We start from the raw sequence: 13085 nt of genomic DNA, 5'->3' as shown, positions 1-13085 counted from the left end.
TCCAGAAACGTCGACACCCCCGTCGCTTACGCGGCGGGGGTGTCGGTGTCGGTGGGTGCGGGAGCAGGATTTGAACCTGCGACCTTCAGGTTATGAGCCTGACGAGCTACCGGGCTGCTCCATCCCGCGTCGAAGGGGTGGATCGGAAGGAAGAGTGCGTTCGAGAAGGCCGAGTGTATCGGCTGTATTGGTCTTCATTTCGTTGTCCGCCTGGTAGACCCGGCGGCGACCTACTCTCCCGCGCCTTAAGACGAAGTACCATTGGCTCTGGAGGGCTTAACGACCGAGTTCGGAATGGGATCGGGTGGGGAACCTCCGACATAGCCACCAGGTCAACGAGGCGGACAGCGGAATGAAGAGAAGACATTGTCTGGATCGTTCGGGTCTGAACGATCATCGAATGAGTTTTGCTGAGAAACGATCAAACCGATCGGATTATTAGTACCAGTAAGCTTCATGGGTCGCCCCACTTCCACACCTGGCCTATCAACGTGGTAGTCTTCCACGATCCTCAGCGAAGCCTTGTTTTGAGGTTAGTTTCCCGCTTAGATGCTTTCAGCGGTTATCTATTCCATACTTAGCTACCCTGCTGCACAGCTGGCGCCATGACAGGTACACCAGAGGTATGTCCATCCCGGTCCTCTCGTACTAGGGACAGATCCTCTCAAGCTTCGAACACCCACGGCAGATAGGGACCAAACTGTCTCACGACGTTCTGAACCCAGCTCACGTACCACTTTAAATGGCGAACAGCCATACCCTTGGGACCTGCTCCAGCCCCAGGATGTGATGAGCCGACATCGAGGTGCCAAACTTTGCCGTCGATATGGACTCTTGGGCAAAATCAGCCTGTTATCCCTAGAGTACCTTTTATCCGTTGAGCGATGGCCCTTCCACTCGGGACCACCGGATCACTATGGCCGACTTTCGTCTCTGCTCGACTTGTCAGTCTCGCAGTCAGGCGAGCTTATGCCATTGCACTCGACGAGCGATTTCCGACCGCTCTGAGCTCACCATCGCGCGCCTCCGTTACACTTTGGGAGGCGACCGCCCCAGTCAAACTACCCACCACGCCATGTCCCGGGACCGGATAACGGTCCTCGGTTAGACGTCAACGACAGTAAGGGTGGTATTTCAAGGACGACTCCACCAGAGCTGGCGCCCCGGTTTCATAGTCTCCCACCTATCCTACACATACGGTCGCTAACGCCAAGGCGAAGCTATAGTAAAGGTTCATAGGGTCTTTCCGTCTGACCGCGGGAACCCCGCATCTTCACGGGGAGTTCAATTTCACTGAGCCTATGCTGGAGACAGTGGGGAAGTCGTTACGCCATTCGTGCAGGTCGGAACTTACCCGACAAGGAATTTCGCTACCTTAGGACCGTTATAGTTACGGCCGCCGTTTACCTGGGCTTCAGTTCGGAGCTTTCACTCCTCCCTTTAACCTTCAGGCACCGGGCAGGCGTCAGACCCTATACGTCGCATTGCTGCTTCGCAGAGCCCTGTGTTTTTGCTAAACAGTCGCTACCCCCTGGCTTGTGCCACTCAGTCCTGCTTGCGCAGGGTGAGTCACGCTTATTCCGAAGTTACGCGTGCAATTTGCCGAGTTCCTTCAGCATAGTTCTCTCAAACGCCTTGGTATGCTCTACCTGACCACCTGTGTCGGTTTCGGGTACGGTCTCTGCTGGAGTTATTTCCTGGGACAACGCCCCCGCACACACAATCCAATAAGTGTGTACGAGTTATGCCATCCGTCACTTCCAGCTGGTGCAGGAATATTTACCTGCTTCCCATCGACTACGCTTTTCAGCCTCGCCTTAGGGGCCGACTAACCCTGCGCAGATTAGCTTTACGCAGGAACCCTTGGTCTTTCGGCGAGAGTGTCTCTCACACTCTTATCGTTACTCATGTCAGCATTCTCACTTCCGATACCTCCAGCCAGGCTCACGCCTGACCTTCACCGGCCTACGGAACGCTCCGCTACCGCTTGCAGTAAACTGCAAACCCATATCTTCGGCGCACGGCTTGAGCCCCGTTACATTTTCCGCGCAGGATCGCTTGATCAGTGAGCTGTTACGCTTTCTTTAAAGGATGGCTGCTTCTAAGCCAACCTCCTGATTGTCAAAGCAATCCCACATCGTTTCCCACTTAGCCGTGACTTGGGGGCCTTAGATGATGGTTAGGGTTGTTTCCCTTTTCACGACGGACGTTAGCACCCGCCGTGTGTCTGCCCGATAGTTCTCTTGGGTATTCGGAGTTTGGTTAGTATTGGTACCGCTCGCGCAGCCCGCAACCATCCAGTGCTCTACCCCCCAAGGAATTCGTCGGACGCTCTACCTAAATAGATTTCGCGGAGAACCAGCTATGTCCAGGTTTGATTGGCCTTTCACCCCTATCCACAAGTCATCCCAGAATTTTTCAACATTCACGGGTTCGGTCCTCCAGTTAGTGTTACCTAACCTTCAACCTGCTCATGGATAGATCACCTGGTTTCGGGTCGTCATACGTCGAACTTAGCGCCCTATTCAGACTCGCTTTCGCTGCGCCTACACCTAACGGCTTAAGCTTGCTCGACACATGAAGTCGCTGACCCATTATACAAAAGGTACGCCGTCACCGCGCTTGGCGGCTCCGACTGCTTGTAGGCTTCCGATTTCAGGATCTGTTTCACTCCCCTTGTCGGGGTGCTTTTCACCTTTCCCTCACGGTACTTGTTCACTATCGGTCGTAGAGGAGTACTTAGGCTTGGAGGGTGGTCCCCCCATGTTCAGACAGGATTTCACGTGTCCCGCCCTACTCGAGTCTCTTGCTGTTTGATGACTACGGGGCTTTCACCCACTATGGCCGACCTTTCCAGATCGTTCGTCTTTATTTCACAAGAGCACTGGCCTGGTCCCGGTTCGCTCGCCACTACTACGGGAGTCTCGGTTGATGTCCTTTCCTCCGGGTACTGAGATGTTTCAGTTCCCCGGGTTCGCTTAATGAAGCCTATGTATTCAGCTCATTATACCTTTCAACAATCCGCCAATCTCAACCCCGAAGAGCAGAGTTGGAAGACTGTAAAGGTGGGTTTCCCCATTCGGAAATAACCGGATCAAAGGGTGCTAGCGCCTCCCCGGTTCTTATCGCAGCTTGCCACGTCCTTCATCGCCTCTCTACGCCAAGGCATCCGTCAGAAGCCCTTCAACGTTTGATCGTTTCTCAGCAAAACTCATGCCTGGTTTATTCCGCCCGACTGGAAAGATGCCGGGGGACCAAGCCTGATTTTTGTCAGACAATGTCTTCTTCTCGAACACGACCTAAAAGCTCAGGGGAGCCGGTCTAGTTCTTCCTTCACGATGTCAATGCCAGTTGGCGAGCGCCAACGGGCAATTCCTGATGCGATCTGCGAGCTTTGGCGGGGTGCGCCACCGCTTTCAAAGCGGAGCCTCGGGTCAAATCCAGGGCCGCGGGTGCGGCCTGGTGGAGCCAGACGGAGTCGAACCGACGACATCCTGCTTGCAAAGCAGGCGCTCTACCAACTGAGCTATGGCCCCGTTCCAGAGAACGGTGCGCAGCCCAGGAGAGCTGTCGGCGACCCAAGCTGCGCTCAAGCAGCAAATACGCGGACGTATTTGCGTTAGCGCCACCAGAATGACCTGGTAGGCCCGGGCAGACTCGAACTGCCGACCTTACGCTTATCAGGCGTACGCTCTAACCACCTGAGCTACGGGCCTATGGCAGCGACAGCCAGGCGTTCAAGCCCAGGCTCGCGATCGCGTCACCCACGCAACGACCCGTATGGCCGAGGCGTCGATGACGAAAGTGGAAAGAGAAACGGAGACGGCGGCGTTCCGCATTGTTTGCTCAGCGCTGCGAAGCGCTTCGCTATGCGGAGCCTCAATAGCCTCGTGAGAGGCTGGAGAAGCATCCTTAGAAAGGAGGTGATCCAGCCGCAGGTTCCCCTACGGCTACCTTGTTACGACTTCACCCCAGTCGCTGACCCTACCGTGGTCGCCTGCCTCCTTGCGGTCAGCGCAGCGCCTTCGGGTAGAACCAACTCCCATGGTGTGACGGGCGGTGTGTACAAGGCCCGGGAACGTATTCACCGCGGCATGCTGATCCGCGATTACTAGCGATTCCAACTTCATGCCCTCGAGTTGCAGAGGACAATCCGAACTGAGACGACTTTTAAGGATTAACCCTCTGTAGTCGCCATTGTAGCACGTGTGTAGCCCACCCTGTAAGGGCCATGAGGACTTGACGTCATCCCCACCTTCCTCCGGCTTAGCACCGGCAGTCCCATTAGAGTTCCCAACTAAATGATGGCAACTAATGGCGAGGGTTGCGCTCGTTGCGGGACTTAACCCAACATCTCACGACACGAGCTGACGACAGCCATGCAGCACCTGTGTCCCAGTCCCCGAAGGGAAAGCCACATCTCTGTGGCGGTCCGGGCATGTCAAAAGGTGGTAAGGTTCTGCGCGTTGCTTCGAATTAAACCACATGCTCCACCGCTTGTGCGGGCCCCCGTCAATTCCTTTGAGTTTTAATCTTGCGACCGTACTCCCCAGGCGGATTGCTTAATGCGTTAGCTGCGTCACCGAAATGCATGCATCCCGACAACTAGCAATCATCGTTTACGGCGTGGACTACCAGGGTATCTAATCCTGTTTGCTCCCCACGCTTTCGAGCCTCAGCGTCAGTAATGAGCCAGTGTGTCGCCTTCGCCACTGGTGTTCTTCCGAATATCTACGAATTTCACCTCTACACTCGGAGTTCCACACACCTCTCTCATACTCAAGACACCCAGTATCAAAGGCAATTCCGAGGTTGAGCCCCGGGATTTCACCCCTGACTTAAATGTCCGCCTACGCTCCCTTTACGCCCAGTAATTCCGAGCAACGCTAGCCCCCTTCGTATTACCGCGGCTGCTGGCACGAAGTTAGCCGGGGCTTCTTCTCCGGGTACCGTCATTATCGTCCCCGGTGAAAGAATTTTACAATCCTAAGACCTTCATCATTCACGCGGCATGGCTGCGTCAGGCTTTCGCCCATTGCGCAAGATTCCCCACTGCTGCCTCCCGTAGGAGTTTGGGCCGTGTCTCAGTCCCAATGTGGCTGATCATCCTCTCAGACCAGCTACTGATCGTCGCCTTGGTAGTCCATTACACTACCAACTAGCTAATCAGACGCGGGCCGCTCTAAAGGCGATAAATCTTTCCCCCGAAGGGCACATTCGGTATTAGCACAAGTTTCCCTGAGTTATTCCGAACCTAAAGGCACGTTCCCACGTGTTACTCACCCGTCCGCCACTAACTCCGAAGAGTTCGTTCGACTTGCATGTGTTAGGCCTGCCGCCAGCGTTCGCTCTGAGCCAGGATCAAACTCTCAGGTTGAGTTGACTTCTGACCTAAGCTTGAAGCTCACCGTGGTGAGCTTGGCATTAGTTCTACGTATTCTATTGACGAGTTCCCACGTCATCGATCTAAAGACCGACGCATGGTATCTTTTCAAAAAGACCGCAGATAGTCAGTGTCGTATGATGACCTCGAAGGGCCATCGCAAGAACACCGCCGCCTGCGTTTCTCTTTCCATATCAACAATGTCAAAGACCAGAACCGCCAGAGCGGCCCGACTTGTTTAGCGCCTCAGTCGTCGGCGGAGGCGGCGATTTAGAGACCGCCGAACCTCATGTCAACCGCTCTTTTCAGAGATCTTTCGGAGAGAAGAGCGAACCCTTCAGACCGCAAGAAACCACCGGAGGAAAGCGAGGCTTGCCCCTAAAACCCGTCGGCGATTCGATTGGAGCGCGGAAACTATCCAAACCAACCAACGAAAGCAAGAAGTTTTTCGCTTCTTCCTTCCGTGGAACCCCGGAGATCTGAACCCCCGCGGCCCCGACGGCCAGCCCGTTTCCGAGCGAGGCGGCTCTATACGGACCACCCTTCCACCCAGCAAGAAAATTCTGACAGGGAAATGAAATATCTCACGGACCCGGAATCCCTGAACGGAGGTCGCCGTCGGCCGGATCAGCCTGCAATATAGGTTCTGAGGCTCTCGGCCTCTTGCGCGTGTTCGGCGATCTGGGCTTTGACCACGTCGCCGATCGAAACGACCCCGACCAATCGCCCGCTCTCCATCACCGGCAGGTGGCGGATGCGCCGGTCGGTCATGCGCGTCATCAGCGCCGCCATGGGCTCGCGCGGTTCGGCGACTATGACCTTCTCGGTCATATAGGCGGAGACGGGCCGACCCAGGGCGGCCGGGCCCTCCGACGCCAGGGCGCGCACCACGTCCCGTTCGGAGAAGACGCCGGCCACCCGGTCGCCATCGCACACCACCAGGGCGCCGACACGGCGTTGCTCCAGTTCGCGGCAGGCGCCGGCGACCGACAGGTCGGGCGTCACGGTGAAGACGGCGTTTCCCTTGGTCTTGAGGATTTCAGCGACGAACATCGCGGCTCCTTCTCTCCGATAGAAGAGACGACCGCGGGGCCGGGATGGCGACAGGGCCGCTCGCCGACGATGATCGCTCAGCCGGCGGCGGGAATCAAACGGCCAGGGCGACACGTCCGAAGACACGTCCCAGCGGCCCGATGGCGATCAGCCCGACCAGGAAGCCGACGGCGTGCGCCTCCCAGGCGATCTGCGCGCCGTTCAGGCCGGGTGCGAAACCGATCAGGCCCGTGAAGGCGTTGACCGCCATCCAGACCAGCGACATCGTCACCACGCGCCGGTCCAACAGCGGCAGCACCCGGCCGTGTCCGCCCAGGAGGCGCGTCGCCGCCCCGATCAGGCCGAACACCGCGCCCGAGGCGCCGCCCACGCTCGCCGTCGATCCCCAGTGGATCAACCCATAGCCCAGGGCCGCCGCCGCCCCGCAGACGACGAAGAACAGCAGGAAGACGCTGGACCCGTATCGCGGGCCGAACTGGCGGGCGACCGGGGTTCCGAAGGCCAGGACGCCGACGGCGTTCATCAGCACATGGCCCCACCCGCCGTGGATCAACATATAGGAGAACAGGCCGCCCCATCCCCCCTGCTGCAGATCCGCCGGGACGAAGGCCATCCCCGCGCCCAGATCCGGCAGCCGCATCTGAAGAAAGAACAGCACCGGGAGGGCCACGGCGATCACGATCACCGCCAGGGGGGCGTTGAACATCCTCTCGCGGGCGGGCGATCCGCCGAATCGGGCGTCGTCGTCGGACATGGCGTCCATGTGGACAAGCCGTTCGTTCGCATCAAGCGCTTCTTAATAACCTTAATGCAGTTTGGGCGACGGATCGCGTCTTGGATCCGTGTCGAACTTGCACGCCAGGAGGCTTCTGAGATGTCCGCCACAAGGCTGATCCCGCCCGCGACGATCGCGTCCGCCGTCGGCCTGGCCGTCGTGGCCGCCGTCGCCCTGCCCGCCGTCGCCCAGTCGACCGGCTCTGGCGGCGCGGCCCGCTTCCAGCAGGGTTACGGCGGCGCGCGCTCGGCCGCCGCCAACGCGACCACCGGCTCCACCCGCGACGCCAACGGCAACCGCCTGATCGTCAACGGCATCATCCAGGCCGGCGCCTCCTCCTATTCCAGCCAGTCCAACGGCGTGGCCTCGGCCTATTCGGGCGCGGGCTCCACCCGCTCCCACGGCACGATCATCGGCGGGGCCACCGCCATCGGCAACCAGTTGAACGTGGTGGTCCAGGGCAGCCGCAACACCGTCATCGTCAATTCGAACCAGACCAACACCGGCCCGATCAACGCCGGCACGGCGCTGAACGGAAGCATCAACCTGCCATGAGCCGTCGTTCTTTTCTTCGCATCGGCGCCGCCGCGACGGCGGCCGCCCTGCTGCTGGCCGGCTGCGTCAGCCCGGTGGCGGGGCCTTCGGGCCTCTACGCCTCGCCGATCGGCAATGCGCCGGTGACGTCCAACCCGACGCCCTATTCGACGGCCCTCTACTGCCTGGCGGACTACGCCCGGCGCTACAACCTGCCCTCGCCGCGCATGGCCGTGGGCCGGATCAGCGACTACACCGGCACGGTCTCGGCCGACGGCGGGCGTCAGATCACGGGCGGCGCCTCTCTGATGGCGACGTCGGCCCTGGCCAAGGCCGGGGCGCAGATCGTCGAACGCTACGACACCTCGGTGTCCGAGCTGGAACTGCGCTACGCCAACAACAAGCTGATCGGCGATCGCGCGTCCGGCGCCCAAAACCCGGACGACACCCAGTATCGCCGCATCCTGGCCGGCCAGGTGCCCGGCTCGGACTTCTACATCGTCGGCGGCATTACCGAGGTGAACTACAACATCCGCTCGGGCGGGGTCGACCTGGCCACGGGCGAGATCGACAGCAAACGCCCCGGTTCGAGCCTGATCAACCACCGCGTCTATGTGATGAACATCGCCATGGACCTGCGCCTGGTGCAGACCACGACGCTGGAGGTGGTCGATGTCGTCTCCTATCAGAAACAGATCATCGGCCGGGAAATCTCGGCCGGGGTGTTCGACTTCCTGAACGGCAATGTCTTCGACCTGTCGGCCGGCACGGGCGGCATGGAGCCGACGCAACTGGCCGTGCGCGCCCTTGTCGAGCGCGCGACGGTCGAGTTCATGGCCAATCTCTATGGCGCGCCGGGGCCGGAAATCTGCCTGAACGCGGCCAACGACCCCCTCGGTGAGTCCACGGTCGGACCGACCGGCGGCTACTACCCGGCCTATCCCACCCAGGACACGAACAATGGCCAGACTCGCGCCGATCCCTCTCGCTGGCATGATCGCCGCGACCGCGACGTTCGCCCTAGCCGCTACTGAGGCGACCGCCCAGACGACGCCGGCCTGCCCGCCGGAAACCGGCTCGGCCTGCCGGATCGACCAGACCCAGACGGGCGAGGTGACGGGGACGGTCGATCTGGACGTGGCGGTGGGTCAGCTGACCGTGATCAATACGGCCACGGGCAACCACGTCGTCGGCGGCGTCCAGTCGACCCACGGCGCCGTCGTCTCGCGCCAGATCCTGACGGGCGCCACGTCCGCCCGCACGCCCGTCGCCCTGAACGGCGTCAGCGACGGCTTCGTCGATTCGACCACCCAGGCGGCCGGCAACCAGTTCCAGGTCTCGACCGACGGCGCGACCTTCGACGTGGACGCGGGACAGTCCGCGCGCGGCGACAATGTCAGCGCCCGCACCGATCTGCACGGCCCCTCGGCCCATATCCTTCAGGGCGGCCGGGTCGCCAGCGGGGCGACGGCCAACGCCGTGGCCATGGGCGGCCCCTCCACCATCCTGACCGGCCGCGTCGGCCAGACCAGCCAGACGACCGTCTTCGCCGAAACGGTGGCCGACATACAATATGTGCCCGCGCCCCTGATCGTCTCGGCCGACGCGCAAGGCAACGCCGCCCAGGCGGTCACGACCGGCCCCTCGCATCAGGCCCTGACGGTCGACCAGACCAACGCCGCCTCGACCATCGAGGCCCGCACCAGCGTCTATGTCGACAACGCCTGGAACCTGGCGGGCCGGTCCAACGCCTCGGCCAACCGCGCCACGCTTCAGAACAGCGGCGGCTCCATGATCGCCGACACGACCCAGGACAACCAGGGCCGGGTCCGCGCCTACACCCGCGTCCAGACCAATCTTCAGGGGCAGACCACGGCCGGCGCCCGCGCCGTGGCCAACGAGGTCGTCGCCGGCGTCAACGACATCTATCTGAAGCTGAACAACGATCAGTTGAACTCGGGCGGGGTCGAGGCGACGGCCGAATACGTCGGGGTCAAGGGCTACGACAGCTACGTCAGCGCCGAGGCGGCGGGCAACAGCGTCGTCGGCTACGCCTGTTCCCAGTGCGGGGGCGAGGTCAACGTCGACAACACCCAGGTCAACACCGGCCCGGTCTCCGCCACCGCCAATGTCAGCATCGCCCAACCGGGTCGCGCCGCCGTGGTCGGCTCCAACGCCGTCGGCAACACCGCCACCTTCTACATTTCGCGCCCCGGCGGCTGAGGCTTCCTTTCGGGCGGCGTTGCGTGAAAGCACCCGGATCGGCGAAGGCGTCTTGCCCCGGCGGCGCCCCGGGCCTAGTGCCGATTGTCCGCCCCATCGGGGGTTGCGGTCTTTCGGAGCTGGTTCATGCGTTCTGCGCGTCTTCTTCTTGTCGCGGCCTCTGGCCTCGCCCTCGCCGCGGGTTTGTCGGCTCCGGGCGGCGCCTTGGCTCAAACCGCCCCGACCCGAACCGCCCCGGCCCAAAGCGCCCCGACCATGGCCAGCCAGGCGCAAGCTCCCTCCTCGCCCTGGGCCCAGGCCGCCAGCGACATTCCCGCCGATCCGGCCGTCCGCTTCGGCCAGCTGCCCAACGGCATGCGCTACGCCCTGATGCACAACGCCACCCCGCCCGGTCAGGCGTCGGTCCGCCTGCGCATCGCCGCCGGGTCGTTGATGGAGCGCGACGACCAGAAGGGTCTGGCCCACTTCATGGAGCACATGGCCTTCAACGGCACCAAGGACATCCCCGAGAACGAGATGCTGCGCATCCTCGAACGGCTGGGCCTGGCCTTCGGCGCCGACACCAACGCCTTCACCAGCTTCGACCAGACGGCCTATTCGCTGGAGCTGCCCAACACCAAGACCGAGACGGTCGAGACCTCGCTGCACGTCCTGCGCGAGATGATGTCCGACGCCCTGATGGCCGAGACCGACATCGATTCCGAACGCGGCGTCATCGTGGGCGAGGCGCGCATGCGCGACACGCCCCAGCAGCGCGTCCTCAAGACCCAGCTGGCCCTTCTGGCGCCCGGCCAGCGCCTGTCCCAGCGCCTGCCCATCGGCGACCTGAACATCATCCGCACGGCGGAGCGCCAGCGTTTCGTGGACTTCTATGACGCCTATTACCGCCCGTCGCGCGCCACCCTGATCGCCGTCGGCGACTTCGACGTGGACGTGATGGAGCGCCAGGTGCGCGACGCCTTCGCCTCCTGGACGCCCAAGGCGCCGGACGGGCCGCAGCCCGACCTGGGCCATGTCGCCCCGCGCGCGCCCGAGACCAGCATCATCGTCGAGCCCGGCGTCCAGTCCTCGATCCAGATCAACTGGATCAAGGCGCCCGACCTGTCGCCCGACACCGCAGCCAAGCGCACCGCCGCCCTGCGCCGCAGCCTGGGGCTGGCCGTGCTGAACCGCCGCCTGGGCGAGATGGCGCGCGCCGACAATCCGCCCTTCCTGGGCGCCGGCGCGGGCTATCAGTCGCTGTTCGACAGTCTGGACGCGGGCGTCCTGGCCGTCTCCTTCAATCCAGGCGACTGGAAGAAAGCCCTGACCGCGACCGAGCAGGAAGCCCGCCGCCTGGCCCAGTACGGCGTCACCACCGAGGAATTGCAGCGGGAGATCACCCAGTACCGCACCGCGCTTCAGAACGCGGTCGCCACCGCCGCCACCCGCTCGACGTCCGCCCTGGCCGGCGCCCTTCTCGGCGACGTCAACGACGACGAGGTGTTCAACACCCCGCAGGAGGGCCTGGCCCTGTTCGAACAGGGGGTGAAGGATCTGACGGTCGATCAGGTCAACGCCGCCGTTCGCCCGGTCTTCGAAGGCCAGGGTCCGCTGGTCCTGTTCACCAGCCCGGTCCCGGTCGAAGGCGGAGAGGCCGCCGTCACCGCCGCCCTTCAGGACTCGCGCCAGGTCCCGGTCACGGCCCGCGCCGCCCAGACCGCCCTGCAATGGCCCTACACCGACTTCGGAACGCCGGGCGCGCCCGCGATCCGCACCGAGGTCGCCGACCTGGGCGCCACCCTGGTCCGCTTCCCCAACGGCGTGCTTCTGAACATCAAGCCGACCCAGTTCCGCGAAGACCAGATTCTGGTCAGCGCCTCGACGGGCATCGGCGAACTGGGCCTGCCGACCGACCGCGTCACATCCATGGCTCTGGCCGACACGGTCATGGGTCCGGGCGGCACGGGCAAGCTGAGCCTGGACGAGTTGAACCGCGCCCTGAACGGCCACGTCTATAGCGCCAACGTCAACCAGGGCGCGGACTCCTACACCTTCTCGGGCGCGACCCGACCCGAGGACCTGCAGCTGGAAATGCAGATCCTGGCCGCCTATCTGACCGATCCCGGCCTGCGCGCCGCGCCGTTCGAGCAGACCAAGGCCGCCTTTCCGCAGATTCTGGCCCAGCTGTCGGCCACGCCGGGCGGCGTGTTCCAGCGGGACGTGACCGGCCTTCTGGCCTCGGGCGACAAGCGCGAGACCGTACCGACCGCCCAGGAGGTGGCCGCCATGTCGATCGACGAGATCCGCGCGGGCGTCCACAGCGCCCTGGCCCAGGGTCCGATCGAGATCACGGTCGTCGGCGACGTCGATGTGGACGCGGTCATCGCCGCCGTCGGCTCCACCTTCGGCGCCCTGCCCGCGCGCGGCCCGGCCCCGACGCCGGCGCCCGCTTCGGCGACCCGTCGTTTCCCGGCCCCGACGGCGACGCCGGTGCGCCTGACCCACACGGGTCCGGCCGAACAGGCCCTGGGCTTCACCGCCTGGCCGACCACCGATCAGGTGGGCGACCGCACCACGGCCCGCCAGCTGGGCGTCCTGTCCAGCGTGCTGCAACTGCGCCTGAACGACGAGATCCGCGAGAAGCAGGGCCTGGCCTATTCGCCGCGCGCGGCCTCCTCGTCCTCGGACGTCTTCCCAGGCTACGGCTATCTGGCGGTGACGGCCGAGGTGCCGCCCGAGGCCCTGTCCAAGCTGTTCGAGACGGTGGACGGCATCGCCGCCGATCTGCGGGACAAGCCCGTCAGCGCCGACGAGCTGAACCGCGCCCGCCTGCCGGCGGTCGAACGCATCCGCCGCAACATGGCCGACAACGGCTACTGGCTGACCCAGCTGTCGGAAGCCCAGTCCCACCCGGAAAGCCTGGAGCAGACGCGCCGTCAGATCGCCGTGCTGGAGGCCGTCACCCCGGCCGACCTGCAACGCCTGGCGCAGCAGTATCTGAAACCCTCGACCGCCTGGCGCGCCGAGATCGTCTCGGACAAGGCGCCCGCCAGGCCCTGATCGGGCGCAAGAAAAAGGCCCCGGCTCGATCAGAGCCGGGGCCAGTCGTTCTCTTCAGGATCGTCGACGGAGAGC

At 63.0% G+C, this 13085-nt stretch carries 6 protein-coding genes, 3 tRNA genes and 3 rRNA genes; 4 read left to right on the top strand and 8 right to left on the bottom strand.

The annotated features are described in order from the left end of the window. Window positions 1-52 precede the first annotated feature (52 nt). From QE389_RS12720 to QE389_RS12685, 8 genes are all read right to left on the bottom strand, one after another. A tRNA-Met gene (locus QE389_RS12720) sits at window positions 53-129 on the bottom strand. Window positions 130-217: 88 nt separating this feature from the next. Continuing rightward, a 5S ribosomal RNA gene (gene rrf, locus QE389_RS12715) occupies window positions 218-332 on the bottom strand. Between the two features lie 85 nt (window positions 333-417). Further along, a 23S ribosomal RNA gene (locus QE389_RS12710) occupies window positions 418-3196 on the bottom strand. 264 nt (window positions 3197-3460) lie between these two features. Beyond that, window positions 3461-3536, bottom strand: a tRNA-Ala gene (locus QE389_RS12705). 103 nt (window positions 3537-3639) lie between these two features. Further along, window positions 3640-3716: transfer RNA gene (locus tag QE389_RS12700), tRNA-Ile, on the bottom strand. A 200-nt stretch (window positions 3717-3916) separates the two neighbouring features. Continuing rightward, window positions 3917-5377 (bottom strand): 16S ribosomal RNA (locus QE389_RS12695). Together the 16S, 23S and 5S rRNA genes with 3 tRNA genes alongside form the textbook arrangement of a ribosomal RNA operon. 633 nt (window positions 5378-6010) lie before the next feature. Continuing rightward, window positions 6011-6436 carry a CBS domain-containing protein gene (locus tag QE389_RS12690; protein WP_307367899.1) on the bottom strand — a complete coding sequence of 142 codons (426 nt, stop codon included), beginning with the start codon at window positions 6434-6436 and terminating at the stop codon, window positions 6011-6013. 94 nt (window positions 6437-6530) lie between these two features. Then, complete coding sequence (locus QE389_RS12685; RefSeq protein WP_307367896.1) at window positions 6531-7190, bottom strand: rhomboid family intramembrane serine protease; 660 nt, start codon at window positions 7188-7190, stop codon at window positions 6531-6533. A gap of 120 nt (window positions 7191-7310) precedes the next feature. Here QE389_RS12685 and hfaA point away from each other — a divergent pair, with 120 nt between their 5' ends. The 4 genes from hfaA (at window position 7311) to QE389_RS12665 (ending at window position 13010) form a co-directional block, all read left to right on the top strand. Continuing rightward, the gene (gene hfaA, locus QE389_RS12680; protein WP_307367893.1) at window positions 7311-7766 is read left to right on the top strand and encodes a holdfast anchoring protein HfaA; all 456 of its coding nucleotides are present in this window, start codon (window positions 7311-7313) and stop codon (window positions 7764-7766) included. Beyond that, window positions 7763-8779, top strand: a complete 1017-nt coding sequence (hfaB, locus tag QE389_RS12675) for a holdfast anchoring protein HfaB (protein ID WP_307367890.1) — start codon at window positions 7763-7765, stop codon at window positions 8777-8779. The genes hfaA and hfaB overlap by 4 nt, the downstream gene beginning before the upstream one ends. After that, complete coding sequence (gene hfaD, locus QE389_RS12670; protein WP_307367888.1) at window positions 8706-9968, top strand: holdfast anchor protein HfaD; 1263 nt, start codon at window positions 8706-8708, stop codon at window positions 9966-9968. The genes hfaB and hfaD overlap by 74 nt, the downstream gene beginning before the upstream one ends. Before the next feature lie 204 nt (window positions 9969-10172). Next, the gene (locus QE389_RS12665) at window positions 10173-13010 is read left to right on the top strand and encodes a pitrilysin family protein (protein ID WP_307367886.1); all 2838 of its coding nucleotides are present in this window, start codon (window positions 10173-10175) and stop codon (window positions 13008-13010) included. The last annotated feature ends 75 nt before the right edge of the window (window positions 13011-13085 follow it).

The sequence above is a fragment of the Brevundimonas sp. SORGH_AS_0993 genome, assembly GCF_030818545.1.
Classification (GTDB): Bacteria; Pseudomonadota; Alphaproteobacteria; order Caulobacterales; family Caulobacteraceae; genus Brevundimonas.
This window is presented reverse-complemented; position numbering and strand designations above follow the sequence as displayed.

Excerpts from the sequence above, each read along its gene's own strand:
- QE389_RS12685 (WP_307367896.1), bottom strand. The coding sequence starts at position 7,190 with ATGTCCGACGACGACGCCCGATTCGGCGGATCGCCCGCCCGCGAGAGG.
- hfaD (WP_307367888.1), top strand. The coding sequence starts at position 8,706 with ATGGCCAGACTCGCGCCGATCCCTCTCGCTGGCATGATCGCCGCGACC.
- QE389_RS12690 (WP_307367899.1), bottom strand. The coding sequence starts at position 6,436 with ATGTTCGTCGCTGAAATCCTCAAGACCAAGGGAAACGCCGTCTTCACC.
- hfaB (WP_307367890.1), top strand. The coding sequence starts at position 7,763 with ATGAGCCGTCGTTCTTTTCTTCGCATCGGCGCCGCCGCGACGGCGGCC.
- hfaA (WP_307367893.1), top strand. The coding sequence starts at position 7,311 with ATGTCCGCCACAAGGCTGATCCCGCCCGCGACGATCGCGTCCGCCGTC.